12 protein-coding genes are annotated in these 16,826 nt (G+C 47.1%); 9 read left to right on the top strand and 3 right to left on the bottom strand.

What is annotated here, in order from left to right:
- Positions 1-113: 113 nt before the first annotated feature.
- Entirely contained in the window at positions 114-3,203 is a 3,090-nt protein-coding gene (locus K2Y22_13755) for a tetratricopeptide repeat protein (protein ID MBX9879521.1), read from the bottom strand.
- A gap of 406 nt (positions 3,204-3,609) precedes the next feature.
- Here K2Y22_13755 and K2Y22_13750 point away from each other — a divergent pair, with 406 nt between their 5' ends.
- The 7 genes from K2Y22_13750 to K2Y22_13720 all read left to right on the top strand — a co-directional run bounded on the left by K2Y22_13750 (position 3,610) and on the right by K2Y22_13720 (position 13,421).
- Positions 3,610-4,455, top strand: a complete 846-nt coding sequence (locus K2Y22_13750; protein ID MBX9879520.1) for an ABC transporter permease — start codon at positions 3,610-3,612, stop codon at positions 4,453-4,455.
- Between the two features lie 116 nt (positions 4,456-4,571).
- Positions 4,572-5,807, top strand: a complete 1,236-nt coding sequence (locus K2Y22_13745; protein MBX9879519.1) for an ABC transporter ATP-binding protein — start codon at positions 4,572-4,574, stop codon at positions 5,805-5,807.
- 287 nt (positions 5,808-6,094) lie between these two features.
- Complete coding sequence (locus tag K2Y22_13740; GenBank protein ID MBX9879518.1) at positions 6,095-7,891, top strand: SLBB domain-containing protein; 1,797 nt, start codon at positions 6,095-6,097, stop codon at positions 7,889-7,891.
- A 2-nt stretch (positions 7,892-7,893) separates the two neighbouring features.
- Positions 7,894-9,987, top strand: coding sequence for a hypothetical protein (locus K2Y22_13735; GenBank protein MBX9879517.1), 2,094 nt, complete (start codon positions 7,894-7,896; stop codon positions 9,985-9,987).
- 46 nt (positions 9,988-10,033) lie between these two features.
- A complete protein-coding gene (locus K2Y22_13730) occupies positions 10,034-11,461 on the top strand; it encodes a hypothetical protein (GenBank protein MBX9879516.1) in 1,428 nt (475 codons plus the stop codon).
- Positions 11,452-12,612, top strand: a complete 1,161-nt coding sequence (locus K2Y22_13725; GenBank protein MBX9879515.1) for a glycosyltransferase family 4 protein — start codon at positions 11,452-11,454, stop codon at positions 12,610-12,612. The genes K2Y22_13730 and K2Y22_13725 overlap by 10 nt, the downstream gene beginning before the upstream one ends.
- Complete coding sequence (locus K2Y22_13720) at positions 12,609-13,421, top strand: class I SAM-dependent methyltransferase (GenBank protein MBX9879514.1); 813 nt, start codon at positions 12,609-12,611, stop codon at positions 13,419-13,421. Before K2Y22_13725 ends, K2Y22_13720 begins: the two co-directional genes overlap by 4 nt.
- Here K2Y22_13720 and K2Y22_13715 read toward each other — a convergent pair.
- The gene (locus K2Y22_13715; protein MBX9879513.1) at positions 13,395-14,276 is read right to left on the bottom strand and encodes an FkbM family methyltransferase; all 882 of its coding nucleotides are present in this window, start codon (positions 14,274-14,276) and stop codon (positions 13,395-13,397) included. The genes K2Y22_13720 and K2Y22_13715 overlap by 27 nt on opposite strands.
- Before the next feature lie 31 nt (positions 14,277-14,307).
- On the bottom strand, positions 14,308-14,970 hold the full coding sequence (locus tag K2Y22_13710; protein MBX9879512.1) for a hypothetical protein: 663 nt from the start codon (positions 14,968-14,970) through the stop codon (positions 14,308-14,310).
- Positions 14,971-15,061: 91 nt separating this feature from the next.
- Here K2Y22_13710 and K2Y22_13705 point away from each other — a divergent pair, with 91 nt between their 5' ends.
- Both K2Y22_13705 and K2Y22_13700 read left to right on the top strand, forming a co-directional pair.
- Positions 15,062-16,219: a glycosyltransferase gene (locus K2Y22_13705; GenBank protein ID MBX9879511.1), complete on the top strand. Its 1,158-nt coding sequence runs from the start codon at positions 15,062-15,064 to the stop codon at positions 16,217-16,219.
- A 9-nt stretch (positions 16,220-16,228) separates the two neighbouring features.
- On the top strand, positions 16,229-16,825 hold the full coding sequence (locus K2Y22_13700; protein ID MBX9879510.1) for a hypothetical protein: 597 nt from the start codon (positions 16,229-16,231) through the stop codon (positions 16,823-16,825).
- Position 16,826 lies beyond the last annotated feature (1 nt).

Below are 16,826 nucleotides of genomic sequence, written 5' to 3'. Positions count from 1 at the left end.
ATGCGCCCCTACAAGACAGGATAGTGTGCGACGGCAAGTCAGGATAGTGTGCGGCGGCTACACAGGATAGAGCGAGGGCAAGTTAGGATGACAAAATCGCTTTTACGATTTTGTCACATTCCCGCATGTTTCATTCTTGCAGCAACTGCGCGAGCTTCTATTTGATCGGCTTCTCTGTTGCGGTTGTTAAGGCGCAAGACCTTAACGTAGCAATTGAGGGTGGCAATGACTTCCGGATTTCTTTCGGGAAGCTTGTTGCTTCTTATCGCTAGAGCGCGCTTGATGAGCTTCTCTGACTGCGGGAAGTCTTTGCGGTTCAAATAATAGCTGCCCAATTCAAACAAGCTTTCAGCAACGGATAGATCATCAGGTCCAAGTGTTTTCTCGCGGAGAGAAAGAACATTTTGATAGAGATTTTCCGCTTCCTTGTACTTGCCTTGTTGAATGAGAACAATGGCCAGGTTATTTACAGCACCGGATACATAAGGATGCTTGAGACCAAGTGTATGTTCGTACACGCGAAGTGAACGTTCATACATAAGTTGGCATTCCTCATATTTTCTCTGGCTGAAATAAAGTCCTGCCAGGTTGCTCGACAGGGTAGCGCTTGCTGGTGTATCCAATGCGCCAACGCGATCGTATGCGTTGAGTGTTTGCTTGAAGATATTCTCGGCGCTGACTAGATCACCTTTGCCCAAATAGCGCTCTGCCAACTGGTTGATTCTTACAGCCAGACCGTTGTTGTTTTGCGGTCCACTTGCTTTGATTTCTTCCAGCAAAGTATTCAATGCTGTTTGATCAGCAAATCCTGACGGCATGGTTATTGGTGCAAGATCACCTTCTAATGCAGGCTGTGCGGCAGGTAGGACGCTGGTGGTCGCTTTTACTGGCGCTACCTTAGTGGTTGACTGAGCAATTACCTTCATTGCTGTGGCTTTCTGAGCGGCGGCATTTTCAGCGGCAATTCTTTGTGATCTGGCTTTTTCCAATGCCACACGTTGTTCGGCTGCTTGGCTTTCCATGGCTGCTCTTTCAGCGGCTGCCTTTTCCATCGCTATTTGACGATCAAGGCTAGCTTTTTCTTGAGCTGCTTTTCTTGCCGCTTCTTGTTCAGCAATTAAGCCGTTGTCCGAAGCTTGCTGTTGAGCTTGTGCTCTTAGTTCTTGAGCGCGTTGAGCAGCAGCTTTCTCTTCAGCTAATTGCTGTTCCAGTCTTTCTCTTTCAGCTTGCAGCTTTTCCAGCTCTTCTTTTTGTTGTTCCAGTCGTTGCTTGGCAATTTGAGCCTGGCGGGCAATTTCCGTTTGAGCTGTTTGTGCAGCACTAACGGCAATGCGGTTCTGGCTGGCAGCACGAGCTGCAGCGGCCGGATCTTCCATTGCTACATCTGATACGAGATCGCGACTGGCGGCAAGTTCGGCGTTGGCGCGCTCAGCAGCAGCTTGTTCTGCGGCACGGCGCTCAGTAGCCAATCTTTCGGCAGCCTGTCTTTCCGAAGCTAATCTAGCGGCTACGAGCGAACGCTCAGTGGCAGCCTTTTCAGCAGCAGCTTTTTCAGCAGAGAGTCTTTCTGACGCCAAACGGGCAGCTTCTAATTTCTCCGCAATGATGCGTGCTTCATTGGCTTTTTGCTCTGCCAATTGCAATGCCTGTGCTTGCTCAGCTTCAGCTTTACGAGCTGCGGCAGCCTTGCGAGCATATTGCGAGTCGGCAGCGACGCGCTCCGCACCTGCTTCTTCTTGTACGGCACGAGCAATAGCGATTTTTTCCAAGGCAGCTTTTTTAGCAGCTAGTCTTTCTGCTGTAAGTCTTGCTGATTCAGCAGCGCGTTCGGCAGCCAGCTTTGCCTTGTAAGATTGCTCGGCAACTTCTCTTTCAGCAACTGCGCGTTCGGCAGCGGCACGTTCGGCAGCAGCGCGCTCGGCAGCTTCTCTTTCAGCAATTAATTTGGCTTGCGCGGCTTTTTCAGCAGCAGCTTTTTCAGCAGCTACTCTTTCAGCTGATGCTGTTTCCAGCAAAGCTTTTTTGGCGGCCATTCTCTCAGCCATGGCCTTTTCGGCAGCGGCACGCTCAGCGGCAAGCTTTTCAGCCAGAGCTTTAGCAGCTATCGCACGCTCAACAGCAGCTTTTTCTGCAGCAAATTTTTCCGCTTCCGCTTTGTCGGCGGCATATTTTTCAGCAGCTACTCTTTCAGCGGCAATGCGCTCAGCAGCAAGACGCTCGGCAGCAGCACGCTCGGCAGCCAGGCGTTCCATATTAGCCTTATCTGTAGCGGCTTTTTCAGCAGCTGCCTTATCGACAGCGGCTTGTTGAGCAGCAGTTACTCTTTCATTGGCTAATCTTTCAGCATTAACACGCTCAGCAGCGGCTTGTTGAGCCAAGGCTTTAGCGTGAGCAGCGCGCATGCGAGCCAGTCTTTCTTGCTCGGCAATTTGCTGTAATTCCGGATCGTCAGCCAGATAGCTTTCGCTTACAGCCGGCTCAGCAGTTGCAACTGGTTGGATTGCTGGAGCTTCTGTATTTTGGCTTTCTGCAACAGAGTCAACAACGCGTTGTGACTGTGCTGGTTGTACTTTGCCTGTTCTGGTCAGAGCAATGTAGTCTCTACGGACTGCAACCATTTCTTGGTTCTGGCTGCCCAGGGCTTTCTCGCCGAATTTCATTGCGCTCTTGAGCAACTTTTGGGCGCTGGCAGATTTGTTTTGTGCAGCATAGATGGTTGCCAGATTGTGCAAGGACTGCACTGTTTCCAGGTCGCTTTTGGCATGCGCATGGGCGTCGATAGCATTTGCCAGCTCAACCAGACCACTTGCTTTGCTTGGTTCATTGAGTTTGAGCGTGTAAATCTGTGCCAGGCGACTTAGCGTTTCCGACAACTGTTGGTTGTCAGGACCAAGGGCAACTTCTTGGGCTTCTAAACAGCGCCAGTAAATAGCTTCAGCTTGGCTCCACTTGCCTTCTTTCTCATAGAGTTCAGCAAGGGCTGTCAGAGTCTCCGCCAGGCGAGGGTCGGATTTACCGAAAGATTCGGCACTTTCAAGAGCAGTTCGAAACTCTTGCTCGGCTTGAACGTAGCGACCGTCGGCAAAAGCTCGACGTCCGAGTTCAAAGCTTGATTGCCAGTCCGAACTACGCGCCGAGGCAGCTGATGTCAGAATCAGTGCTCCACACAAGCCCACAGTTGATAACGCGATTTTGCGCTTCATGCCAAATACCTCAACGCATTGAAAGCTAAGAATCAATCCGGCAATTCTATACTTACAACCGCTAAATTGCCTGATAGTTACTTCACCTATGTATGCAAATTCTATGCAGTCGACTGTCAATTATATGAAACTGGCGGCAAATAGCTGTAAAGCAGGCGCTATTGAAGCTTTGCTTTTATTTGAACAAATTAATAGATAGTTACAATGAGGGTATATATACAACAGGTGCCGGCAACCCTGTGGTTTAGTATAAAGTATTGCGGAAAATCGTCGATTCTGTCATCCTATGGGCGATTCCAGCATTGATTAATGCCGATAAAGCTTTCATTCTGACATCTAGAAACACACCTGCTTGGAAACTCAAAGTAACCACCTTACTAACGAATTCGTCGCCCGGGAGCGCCAATTGTTTAAAAATGGCGCAAATGGCGATAACGCGCGCCGAGTTATAGAACCTATGCACGGTTGGTCATTTTTGCGTTTGCATGAGCTTTGGGAATACCGCGAGCTTGCATTGGTATTGGCTGGAAGGGATATATCGGTTAGATATAAGCAGACAATTTTTGGGGCGGCTTGGGCAATTATTCAACCGGTTGCCTTGATGGTTGTCTTTTCGGTTTTCTTCCATCGTTGGGCAGGTATTCCATCTGAAGGTGTGCCGTATCCGATTTTCAACTACGCTGCTATGTTGCCCTGGCAGTATTTTTCGTCGGCGCTGTCTAATGCCGCGGGCGGTCTTTTGAGAAATGCCAATGTTTTCACAAAAGTGTACTTCCCTCGCTTGATCCTCCCAGTGTCAAGTGTGTTGCCACCACTGGTTGATTTGGCAATAGCGTTATTGGTTTTACTTTTAATGATGGAGATTTACGACATTCTGCCGACGTGGCGTCTGGTTGTAATTCCTGTTCTAATTGTTGTCACGATGATAAATGCTCTCGGGCTTGGGATTTGGTTTTCGGCACTTTCCGTCGAGTACCGTGACATCAGCTACATATTCCCATTCTTGATGCAATTCATGATGTTTGCTTCTCCAGTTGTTTATTCCAGCAAGATGGTTCCCTGGAAATGGCAGCCGCTCTATGCCTTGAATCCATTGGTCGGTATCATCGATGGCTTCCGCTGGTGTCTCTTCGGTCACTATGGAGTGCCCATCAATGAAATATGCATTTCTTTTGCTGTGGGAGTGGTATTACTCGTAAGTGGTATCATCTACTTCCAGCGCATGGAACGGACGTTCGCAGATGTCGTGTAAGTATCATTCAACATGCTACAGCGAGAGTGAAGGATTGCGACAGAGCAATCCGGAGCGGAGCGTGGAAAGCCGGCCGGCAAGCGAAGGCAAAGTGCAACGGAGCCGGAGCGCTACATATGTCTAATTTGGCCATTAGAGTTAGCAACGTGAGCAAGCGATACCGCATCGGCTTGACGAAGAAACCGCATGGTTTGTTGTCGCAACAGTTAGCAGGACTATTTCTGGAGCCGTTTCACAGATTGAGACGAATAGGAAAACCGCCGAGCCCGGAAGCAACAATTTGGGCGTTGAAAGACGTAAATTTTGAAGTTAATGCCGGTGAGGTGATTGGTATCATCGGCCGCAATGGTGCTGGAAAGAGCACATTGTTGAAGATCATGTCTCGTGTCACGGAACCGACCGAAGGTCGCATTGAGACTTGGGGACGAATGGGTAGTTTGCTGGAAGTTGGAACTGGATTCCATCCTGAACTTAGCGGTCGGGAAAATGTGTATTTGAACGGTGCTATTTTGGGTATGCGCCGCAAGGAGATTGATCGTAAGTTTAACGAGATTGTCAGCTTTGCGGGAATAGACAAATTCCTCGATACTCCGGTAAAGCACTATTCATCAGGTATGTATGTTCGATTGGCTTTTTCTGTTGCAGCTCACTTAGAGCCGCAAATTCTTTTAGTTGACGAAGTTCTAGCCGTTGGCGATGTGGAATTTCAGAAGAAATGTCTGGGCAAAATGGAATCAGTGGTATCAGAAGGACGAACAATTCTGTTTGTGAGTCACCAGCTGAATTCCATTCGTAAACTTTGCAGTCGCTGTGTCTGGCTTGATGATGGCAAAGTAAGAATGGAAGGACCGACTGCTCACGTGGTGAGCAGCTATGAGTCTGCATGGCTGACGCGATCAAAAGAAGAAGTAATAGCTTCCGAACAACAGAAAAGCGTTTCGCATTTTACCGGTTGGGAAATATTGGAAGGACGCGGTGAAGAGTCAAATTGGCTTTCTACAACCGGTCCGTTGAAAGTGAAATTTACTGCCTGGGTGCACAAGAAAATTTCTGCGGGCTTGCAGGGCATTGCGCTTTGGGATGACGATGGTCAGCTGATGTGGGGATCGTCTGTTACTAACTTGAAGCTGGGCAAGGGACTGCACGAATTCGTCTACGATCTTCCTGAGTTGCCTTTAAGACCCGGTTTGTATCATTGGCAACTAAGTCTTTGGGATGGCAATGAAATACTTGATAATTGGTTTGCAATTCCCAGCATGATGATTGCCACTTCGCCACTTGCTCATCAGAGTAGAGAGTGGGCGGGTATTCTCAACGTTCCTTGTGAAGTTAAGATAAATACTGTTGGATAAAAATAATTGCCTAAACTGCAAAGCGGTGGCGTTACGATTCCTGATGGATATATATTGATAGCACGATGTGAATCCTCTTGTACGTGCTGATGTGTCTGCAGTTGTCGACCAGTAGTGATATCAGTGTGGTATCAGTCAGCAGAAATGAATTCTAAATTGCGCTTAATGCTGCATGTATAAGATGAGTTGCCGGCTACCTAGATAGGATAAACTTGACTAGGAAATTTACAACTTAAAAAGTAATTGTAAGTTTTCCGGCTCCCCTACAGTCGCTTGTTGATCATTTGATGAACAATTACCAGGCATCTCTAAAAAAACTAGTGGCATTAGCGAGTGCTCTAGTTCTTGTGTCTGTCAGCAGCCCACTTGCGTGTTTCGCTGACGATAATGACAATTTGCCCGGATTGAAAGTTTTAAGAGCTCCGCAAGCAGAGCCAACGAATTCCTCCAAAGCTTCTGACGACGGACTTTTGCGAAAAACTCCGGCGCAGCACAGTAGCAATCCGACAGCAACCAAGGGCGCTGTTGACAAGGATAAGGATAGCTCACAGGCGTACACGCTCGGACCTGGTGATGTTCTCAGCGTCACTGACTATGCGATGACTGATGATTCTGACTTCCCGACACAAACAGTCACCGTTTTGCCTGATGGCACCGTAAATATCTATCCTGTCGGACTGATGAAAGTTAGTGGCTTAACACTTAAGCAATTCAATGACCAACTGATTGATAAAGCCAAGGAAACAGTTGTTGATCCACAGTATGTTGTAAACATAGTTCAGTCTCGCCCAATTTCAGTTTATGTTCTTGGAGAGGTAGCGAATCCAGGTCTTTATTCTTTTGGAGCTGGCGGAGATGTCGCATCGCCTGATTTAGGTTTTGGTGCTGGTCCTGGGATGGGGCGCAGCCGCATGATTGGAACAACCGGCGGTAGAACGAAACTCTCACCAGAAATGAAAACCACAGGAGCAATGTTGGGTGCAGTCTATGGCGCCAAGTTTGCTCAGTGGGCGCCTAAATGGGGCGCGGTCGGTGGACTGGCCGCATACGGGATGTCCAAAAACAAAGGACAATCTGGGGATGATTCGGGATTGCCTCCGTTAAGTCAGCCATTTATTGCGCCGGGGACAGGATCGCCGGCAAGAAATCTAAATTCGCTAAACGGTGGCTATACATCAATGCAGGGCAATATTGGATCGCTTAGTTTTGGTGATGCACTTGGCGGCGTAAATCCTGTAATACCTGGATTCGGACAGGCCGGTGTTGGTCCAACAGGCGGCTTGGGCGGCCCTACTCTGGGTGCTGGTTATGGTGGTGCACGTCGCGGTAATTATTTTGGTGGACCTGGAGGTGGTATGCCTCCTGGACCCGGCTATGCCGCAAGTTCAAGTTTAGTAATCCCTGCCCAAGCATCGGTCAGCGTTAATAACGTAACTGTAATGACAGCCATTGAGCGTGCCGGTGGTTTGCGAGACACCGCCAATGTTCGTCGCATTCAGGTGCGCCGTGCTGAAAGCAAAGAAGTGATAAATGTAGATATTTGGAAACTAGTCAGTGAAGGCGATACGAGCCAAGATGTAGTTATGCAGCCTAACGACACAATTTTTATTCCTCAGGGTGGATCTGATTTCAATCCTGACTCGTTAGGTGCCCTGGCAGCCTATAAAGGAAGATGGGTTAGAGTTTTGGGGACAGTGAAGTCTCCCGGACTTGTCGAATTAAGACCGAATGATGACATATATTCCGTACTGGCAAGAGCTGGTGGTTTCTTGCCGTCAGCTGCTACGAGATCGGTAGTTTTAAGCAGAATGAATCGCGACGGCACTGTTTTTTCCAAGCGAATTTCTCTGCCCAAAGGAATGAGAGATAGAGAAGCACTGGCTCGATTGCCGGTGCAATCTGGTGATGTGGTAATAGCGTCCACATCACTTATCAAAACAGTTGGAACTGAAGTACTGAGAGCCGGCATGATTACTGCTCTAGCTATGCTTGTAATTTACTTCAGTAACAAGGTAACTAACGTCAACGTCCAAACCAACAGCGATGGCGAACCCACAAACAATGCTCGTGTAGCGGTGTTCTAATTATGCAAGTACCAATTGAGTTAAGTATCTTCCGATCGTTTGTCGCTAAATTTATAGCTGGGGCTTTGGCCTTTGCTGTTGTAGCGACGGCGGCGTTTTTTGTACCGGTGACACCACCGCCCGTGTTTGAGGTGGCCGCTCGTATTTGGGTGCAGTCGAAGTTGCCGACGGAAGGCGGTGGTTCAGGCGGAGGGGCCGGGTTATCTCCTATTTTGAGTTACTTTAATAGTCCAATTAATACTGCCGGCGAAGTAATGAAGTCTACTCTCGTATTAGAAGAGGCAATTAAAGAACTCAAGAAAAAATTGCCGGCTGAACGTCTGCCGGGGCTTGGTGATCTGCGTGGTGGACTTCGTGTAGATCCTGTTCGGGACGCGGACATCCTTATTATTTATTACCGCAACAATTATGCTTATGTCGGTGTGGAAGTTGTGCAAGCTGTACTTGATGCTTTTCTTAGAGTAAATAGTGCTCAAGCAGCAGTTAGCGCCAAGCAATCTCGCATCTTTTTGGAAAGTCAGTTGCTCGAATACAAAACCCAGATGAAAGAATTGAGCGAAAAGGTGCAAGTATTTAAGACATCACACGGCATACTGGATCTCGAAGGAGAAACCGAACAGGCACTCGAGCAAATTTCTGCACTCGAGGAGGGTATCGAAAATACCAAGATTGCGCTGGCTGAGCTCAATAGCCGCATTGAGTACCTATCATCGAAGTCAGGAGTGCATCCAAGTGAGGCCTTAAAGGTAGAAGGATTGTCTCAAGACGCAATGGTTTTTCAGCTGAAGCAGAGCATTGCCGATGGTGAGGGACGGTACAATGAATTGGCTATGCGACTGCGTCCGGAGCATCCACAGATGCGACAGTTGCGCCGAATGATTGAGCAAGATAAACGAAGATTGACCAATCGGTATCGCAAACTTTTGGGTGCTAACGAAGTTGCCCTAGAGTCGGAAGCCGATTCCAGTGTTGAAGGTGTTAAGGCAAGAATGCTTGAGCAGTTGATCGCTGCTTTGCCCGAAAGAATTGTCCTGGAAACACGCATCGGTTTATTGCAGGGATCTTTGGTGCAGGCTCGCAAGCAATTAACAAATATGCCGGCTGAACAAGTTCAATTGGCTGAGTTAATGCGAGCTGAGCAAATTGCCATTGAGACTGTTTCCGAAACGGAGAAGTCGCTTAATCAAGCACGCTTGGTTGAAGCAGTTTCATCCAAAACATCTTCCTATCAAGTTATTGATAGGCCGCAAGTGTCCGGCGTGACCATTGCCTCGAAGTTGCCGAAATTTGCATCAGCAATAGTCATAGGACTGGTCTTTGCGATTGCTGTATTTTTTGGTTTGGATCTACTCGATCCCCGTATGCGCCGAATTACGCCTGTGCTTGACACCTTGCCATTGCCGGTCATCGGCTGGGTTAGCGAATTGGTACCAGCCGATAGAGTGCCTGAATTACGTGAATCCATGCACCGGTTGCGACTATCCATTAAAGGACTGCTCACTGGCGAAAGTAATGAAATTGTCATTGCATCTGCTGATAGAGGTGACGGTAAGAGCGCCATTGCTGCCGGTTTGGCAATGAGTTTTGCTGAAAGCGGCATGAAAGTCTTATTAATAGATGCGAACTTGCTGGAGCCAACACAGCATTACGTCTTTAATTTGCCACCTTCTCCTGGTCTGGCTGATTACTTGGTCAATCCGGTGCCGGATCTCTGGCATAAGCTAATGCGACCTGTAGGCAAGAATTTGAAAGTAATTACTGCCGGCGCAGGACCTGCCGGAGTTGGACTATTAGCAACAGACGCTATTCGCGAGATGATGACTATTGCTAAATCTGAAGCAGACGTAGTTATCTTTGACACGCCGGCAATTACCGATTCGCCGGCAGCATTGGCCTTAATCTCACCGAAGACTCATTTATTGTCTGTAGTGCGCATGAATCATACGCTCAAGCAGTCCTTGTTGATTTTGGCCAGCCAATTGAGACATCATGAGTTCGCCTCAGGTTCAATGGTCATAGCCGATGTTGATGAGTTTGCTCTGGCTTCTGCTTTAGCTAAAGCCGGCCGTCGCGAAGCTCTCGAACTGGAAGAGTAACCAGCTCAATGTAGCGGCGTGATAGCATGTTGCTAAGGTGGATGTTATGGCAAAGTCGCTTGCATCTTATTCTCGACAGAACTTTGGACGCGGGCAGCTCGGCAAAGGCTCTACAAAGCCTCCGTCCGGCAAAAAGCCGGCTAAGAAGAAGGTAAAGCTTACGGACAGGGAAAAGGTCCGTCGCATCATTGTCATTTTCACTTTTATTATCTATTGGCTCCTAATTTTTGAGGGGGCCTTACGTAAATGGGTTTTGCCTAACGCACAAGAATGGCTCTTCTTTGTGCGCGATCCTTTTGCTTTGGGCATTTATTTTCTGGCTATTAAAAATGATATGTGGCCCAAATGGACGCCCATTTTCAAGGTTGGTATGGCGCTGACTGTTATCTCTTTTCCGTTGATGGCTGTGCAAATGGTAGCCAGCCACTTGCACCCATTTACTGCCATATATGGCTGGCGAATGTATTTCTGGTACTTGCCCTTAGCCTTCATTATTGGCGAGCAATTTCGCGGTAAGGATCTGAAGACGCTGGTTAAACATAGTTTGATAGTCTGTGTACCAATTGCGCTTTTGGTATTGGCGCAATTCAGATCGTCAGCAGATTCTTTCATTAACTCCTCGCTTGGTGGCAGCCAGGCGATGCTCGTCTCTCATGGCGTAGTTAGAACATCCGGTACTTTCACAGTGGCAGCAGCTCAAACGCTGTTCGTTGGCAGCGTCATTGCCTTTCTTTTAACCGCATGGCTTTTACCGCGCAAGCAGAGACCATTTAACAACATAATTCTGCTTATAGCCTCAGCCGCTGTTTTAGCCACATTTGCCGTAAGTGGTAGCCGTTCGGTGTTCTTCCAGGGAGCGCTTGTTATGTTGGGTTCGCTAGGAAGTGCGATTATCATCTTTCAACGAAAACCTCGGGTTAAGGTGCTTTTGATCTTGCCGGCGCTTGTTCTAGCAGGGGGTTTGCTATATGTCACCGTCTTCAGCAGCGCATTTGAGGTAATGAAGGAACGACAAATTGCTGCCGAAGGAGCCGAAGGTATGATTACCAATCGACTCTTTAATATGATGACCGGCTTTGCCAAAGTCTTGCCCTCGGCGAGCGTGTTGGGATTGGGTATGGGCGCAGGCACCATGGGTGGTGCTAGGCTGGCGACTGGATCGCCTATCTTTTCTCTTGCTGAAGACGAGTGGTCGCGGGTCATCCTCGAATGCGGTCTATTTGGAGTCGCTTATATCTTGTATCGATTTTGGCTGTTAGGCTGGCTTATTAGGAATGCCATAACAGCGGTGAAACGAACGCTCAATCCATTGCCACTAATTCTTGTTGCTTTTATCGGTATTACTATTTTTCAAGGACAAATTTCCTTGCAGGGGACAATTAATGGATACGGTTGGCTCTTTGTTGGTTTCTGCATTGCCGCAAATCGTTTGGGCGTTTACGGCAAGAATCAAGAGGATGGGGTGTGGAGTTAGCCGATAGAGCTAAAACCAAGATCCTTTTGCTGGCAAATTATGAGCCTGATGGTCAAGCATCCATGCTGGCTTTCAGTAAACTGATGGCGACTGAACTAGAAGCGCGTAGCTTTGAAGTAAGAACAATTCGTCCTGCAGCAACTCTTGGCAAGTTTCGGCTATTGGGAAAGTCTCTTGCCAAATGGCTGGCCTATGTCGATAAGTATTTATTGTTTTTGCCGCATCTGTTGAAGGAAAAGCAGTGGGCGGATATTGTCCACATTTGTGATCATTCAAATGCTGTTTATGTTCCCTTTGTTAATGACATTCCACACATTGTGACTTGCCACGATCTGTTGGCAGTCAGGGCGGGACTTGGTGAAGATACGTGTTGCCCGCTAACACCTTTGGGTCGACTTCTGCAACTCTGGATCTTGCATGGATTACGAAGAGCATCAATGATTGCTTGCGATTCGACGGCGACCAAAATTGATGCAGAAAGATTACTTGGGTATGTCGGCGGTAGGCAAATCTATCTGGTGCCCTTAGCGATGCACGTCAGTTTCAAAAAATTGCCGTCTGATGAGGCAAATATACGATTGAGTAAGGTTGCGGGATTGCTGTCGGAAATTCCTTATCTATTGCATGTCGGCTCCAGCCAACCTCGTAAAAATCGAGAGTCAGTCATGAAAGTATTTGCCTCTATAAAAGATAAGTTTAAAGGACAGTGTGTCTTTGCCGGTTCATCGCTTACCAATGACCAAAACTCCTTAGCCAAAGAGCTAGGAATTTTTGACCGTGTTGTTCAAGTTACAAGTTGTGATGCTGATACTCTCGAGGCGCTTTACAGTCAGGCGCATGCTTTTATCTTTCCCTCGTACAGTGAAGGTTTTGGTTGGCCAATTATTGAGGCACAAGCTGCCGGCTGTCCTGTTGTGAGCAGCAATATCGAACCTTGCCCGGAGACTGCCGGCGATGGGGCTATTTTTTGCGAGCCTGGCGATATCAAGTCACTTGCCTTAGCAATCTGTGAGTTACAAGATCAAAACAGAAGAAATGAACTCCAGCAACTGGGTTATCGAAATATTGAAAGATTTGTCCCTAAGCAAATGACTGAGCGGTATCTTGAACTCTATGAAAGGTTAATGAAACAGAAGGGACTCGGCCTATGAATGTCTTGTCGATTCCACAGTTGTTTGCCAAAGAAGGCGACACGCGCGTGTCGCTACTTAGAACAAGGCTTGATGACTTTTATGCGAGGGAAAATTATCCGGCCTTTCACGGTGCTAATGATCAAGGTCCGTTCTGGCAGCCAATCAAAGCAATTGTCGCGCAGCGTCTAGCAAAGCGAAATGGCAGCAACGACAAGTTGCGGATCTTAGAGATCGGTGCCGGCTGTACTAACTTTGCAAACTTCCTAGGTGAATTACGACAAGAAGTTGAATTTCATGTTCAAGACATAACCGACCGCAATGTTGAGTATTTAAATTCACAGGCTGATCACGTTCATATAATGCCGATTACTTCTCTTAGTGGTTCTTTCGATATTATCTTTGCTACATTTGTTTGGGAGCATATAACCAATCCACGAGCATGTCTGGATCATTTGCTCTCGTTAACTAGTGCAGGCGGTAGTCTGATTCTTGCTTCTCCGCGTTATGATTTTCCATTTTACATAAGTCCATCTTCAAGGCACTTAGCTAAATGGGAACAGATAGCAATTGGTTGTTGGATTGCGTGGAAACGCCTGGTTACAATGATAACTTGGTCTCCTCAATTCCTGATACATCTAGAGCCTGCCATTTTGCACATGCCATGGTTTTGTGATGCTGATGCCGTTCACTGGGTGTCTTTCTGGGATCTAAGACTTTATCTTCGTGGTAAGTACAACTTGAGGCAAATTCCTTTATCTCTTCAAGGTTACTATGGACAGATTTGGGAAACCCTTTGTCTACTATTTGTCGAGATTCGAAAGCAGTAGCTGCCACTCATTCAATATGAGAGATAGTTTCGCGTCGTGTTTTTGTGGAATAGCCAGAACCATTTGCGTATTTGTTTTGTATTCGGTTGCGCTTCCTGCATCCATGAGCGTATAACCAAGCTTTTGAAGCCACGATAGTAAATCTTTTGTCTTTTCATTTAGGCACTCAATAATTAGAATAGGCTGATTCTCTTGTATTACTCTTTGCGCTCCTCGCAACACTCGATGCTCGGCTCCCTCGACATCAATCTTGATCAAGTCCGGAGCCGGCAATAGTCCTTGTGTGAACAAGTCATCTAGAGCAACCTGCTGTACCTGAATTATTGGAGACCGGCTTCCATACTGCGTTTTATTAAATTCACCACTGTCGATTTCCAGGGTGCCGGTCGCACCAGATAAGGTATCGACAGCAAAATCGGTGATGCTATTGATGTCCGATGCTGCGACTTGAAATAAAGTTGCGTTTGACAGTTTTGCTCTTTTAATTGTTTTTCTTATGCAGTCTGCGTTTGAGGGGTCCGGCTCAAATAGATAACTCTTTATAGTCTCATCTTTGCTTAGCAGAAGCCAGGAATAATAACCAATATTGGCGCCAATATCCCAGAAAACTTTTGGTCGGGCTACTTTGAAAACCGCGTGACACAGTGCCACTATTGATGGTTCGAAAAGATCACTTCCGATTATCCAACTGAGGTCTCTTAAAGAATACAGATACACAGGCCAAAGAACACCGCGCAAAGGACAGGCAACTTGCCAATTGCAAGTAGCCAGCAGAAGATTGTAGATTGTTGGATTGCGTCTAAGCGTGTGAAGTGGATGAAACTTTTCACGAATGTAGTGAATCATTTGTCGCATTTAGGCCAAATTTATCCTGTTCGGTACTAAGTCAGTCAACAAAACCAATCTGTCGTTGGAAATATTTGTAGCCTGAAGGCAGTTGCTTTACAGGGCGCGCCGGCACGCCGGCATATAGAAAGTAACTTTCAGAAAAGGCTTTGCTCAAAAAGGAATTGGCTCCTAATACTGAGTAATCAGGTAAGACGCTGCCGCCCAACAAAACAGAATTGCTACCGACAAAACAGTATTTGCCGATGGAAATTGGATTGGATGACTGCCTGTTTTCCTTGAGATCAATGCTATGCGTAATTAGTTGTGATTGAAATCCGGCAACAATCGTAAAACTACCGACTGTTATGGAATTTGTGCAGTCAATTAAATGTCTGTTGGTAATTGCAGCGTGAGCATGAAGTACAAGCTCAGGTTTTCTATCGGTTTGATGTCTGAAGTGCTTGACGCCATTTGCCGGATATCCGGTTATCCAATTTAAGTTGCCGATGGTGGCATTTTCCGCAAGGTGTAATTTGTGGATGTTTTTACAGACGGTCAAATTGCCAATTCTAGAATTGGCTTCCATGATTAAATGGTCCGCCATAATCAAGGACAGTCCAATCCGGCAAGTTGGATGAAGCTGATAACCAAGGGCGCAGAGAATTGGACGTCTTATGCACCAGGGCAGAAGCAGGCTTATAAGCATTATTAGCCTCTTCATTGCTGAGATATCCTTTCGCTAGTCTCTTGGCGGCTCATCACGGGTATTATTCTAGTGTAACGCCGAAAATTTCCTTGTGAATTGGTTTGCCATGAAGGTTCTCCACTGTATACATTCCGTAAATCCAGCCGGTGGCGGACCAATTGAGTTCATTCGGCAGGTGGTCCAACTGCACTTGCGACGCGGCACGGAGATTGAAATCATTTGCCTGGATAGTCCCAATGACCCCTGGGTAAAAGACTTTCCCTGCCCAGTTCATGCCCTGGGACCAGGCTTTCTAAGCTACGGCTTCAGCCTGCGTTGGTTTCAATGGCTAAGAGCCAACAGAAAAAAATACGATATTGTCGTTGTAAATGGAATTTGGCAGTACTCGTCGTTTGGCACGTGGCTCGCTCTCAAGGATACCGATACGCCGTATGTTGTCTTTACTCATGGCATGCTTGATCCCTGGTTTAAGCAACACTATCCGTTAAAACATCTGAAAAAGAGCCTGTATTGGCCATTCGCTGAATACTGGGTTTTGAAAGATGCCAAGGCAGTTTTATTTACCTCAGAAGAAGAACGCATTTTGTCATTCCAGTCTTTTCCTATCTATGAATGCAATCAGGTGGTAGTTGGTTATGGTGCCGCTTCACCACCTAATTCTCCGGATATCTTGAAGAAACAGTTTGCGGAATTATTTCCTGAGCTTGCCGACAAGCGAATTTTCTTATTTCTCGGTCGTGTGCATGAAAAGAAAGGTTGTGATCTCCTGCTTAAAGCCTTTGCAAAAGTAGCTGTCGATAGAAAACTGCACCTAATTATTGCCGGACCGGCAATGGAGCATTATCTGGCAAGATTGCAAGACCTGGCAGAAGAGTTGGGCATTCAGTCGCGAGTAACGTGGACAGGAATGATCAATGGTCAAACTAAGTGGTCGGCAATATGTAATGCCGAAGTGTTAATTTTGCCTTCGCATCAAGAAAATTTTGGTGTCGTCGTCGCCGAGGCGCTTGGTTGCAATGTGCCTGTGCTTATATCCAACAAGGTGAATATCTGGAGAGAAATTCTTGCTGCCAAAGCAGGATTTGTGGCCAGCGATACCCTTGAAGGCGCCGAAGAGTTGATCAATTCCTGGCTTGAACTGAATGAAGATGAGCGTCTGAAGATGAAGGAGAACGCCGGAAAATGTTTCAACCACTACTTCGATGTGGAGATGGCTTTTCGCCGGTTAATGATTCTGTTTCAAGAACTTACAGGAGTCGGCTAGAATCAATATATGCGCAGTAAACGTACTTATGACCAAAAGTCGGCATATGAATCAGGTAGACCGCTTGGCGGGCGCCTGTTGCAGATAATATGGGACTACGTATGGCTTTTCTTTTGCAGTTGGACTCCCAAGGCGTTTAATCCGTGGCGCTTATTTTTGTTGAGGCTATTTGGCGCACACCTCTATGGCACGCCTTTTGTGCATCAGCGGGCAAGAATTCTCGTGCCCTGGAATTTAACAATGCATCATCGCAGTGCCTTGGGAGACAGGGCAAATGCTTATACGCTCGATGAAATTGAGCTCAAAGCAAGATGCACAATTGCCCAGGAAGCTTATCTATGTACGGGTACGCATAAGTTCGATGACATTAACATTCCCTTGCAGACAGCTAAGATAGTTGTAGGTGAAGATGCCTTTGTGGGAGCTCGTGCTTTTGTTTTGCCCGGTGTCAATGTCGGTGATGGTGCAGTGGTTGGCGCTTGTGCTGTTGTGTCTGCCGATGTGCCACCATGGATGATTGCGGCAGGCAATCCAGCGCGGGTGATGGGCAAACGAATAATTGCTCAATCAGAAACGCGTTCGTCAGATCTTTCCTTTAATCCGTAAC

It is taken from the genome of Candidatus Obscuribacterales bacterium (assembly GCA_019744775.1).
Lineage (GTDB): Bacteria > Cyanobacteriota > Vampirovibrionia > Obscuribacterales > Obscuribacteraceae > SBAT01.
Note: the sequence above shows the minus strand (reverse complement) of the source record. Positions and strands in the feature narration are given on the sequence as shown.

Excerpts from the sequence above, each read along its gene's own strand:
- K2Y22_13730 (MBX9879516.1), top strand. The coding sequence starts at position 10,034 with ATGGCAAAGTCGCTTGCATCTTATTCTCGACAGAACTTTGGACGCGGG.
- K2Y22_13735 (MBX9879517.1), top strand. The coding sequence starts at position 7,894 with ATGCAAGTACCAATTGAGTTAAGTATCTTCCGATCGTTTGTCGCTAAA.
- K2Y22_13715 (MBX9879513.1), bottom strand. The coding sequence starts at position 14,276 with ATGCGACAAATGATTCACTACATTCGTGAAAAGTTTCATCCACTTCAC.
- K2Y22_13700 (MBX9879510.1), top strand. The coding sequence starts at position 16,229 with ATGCGCAGTAAACGTACTTATGACCAAAAGTCGGCATATGAATCAGGT.
- K2Y22_13705 (MBX9879511.1), top strand. The coding sequence starts at position 15,062 with ATGAAGGTTCTCCACTGTATACATTCCGTAAATCCAGCCGGTGGCGGA.
- K2Y22_13720 (MBX9879514.1), top strand. The coding sequence starts at position 12,609 with ATGAATGTCTTGTCGATTCCACAGTTGTTTGCCAAAGAAGGCGACACG.
- K2Y22_13755 (MBX9879521.1), bottom strand. The coding sequence starts at position 3,203 with ATGAAGCGCAAAATCGCGTTATCAACTGTGGGCTTGTGTGGAGCACTG.
- K2Y22_13740 (MBX9879518.1), top strand. The coding sequence starts at position 6,095 with ATGAACAATTACCAGGCATCTCTAAAAAAACTAGTGGCATTAGCGAGT.
- K2Y22_13745 (MBX9879519.1), top strand. The coding sequence starts at position 4,572 with ATGTCTAATTTGGCCATTAGAGTTAGCAACGTGAGCAAGCGATACCGC.
- K2Y22_13710 (MBX9879512.1), bottom strand. The coding sequence starts at position 14,970 with ATGAAGAGGCTAATAATGCTTATAAGCCTGCTTCTGCCCTGGTGCATA.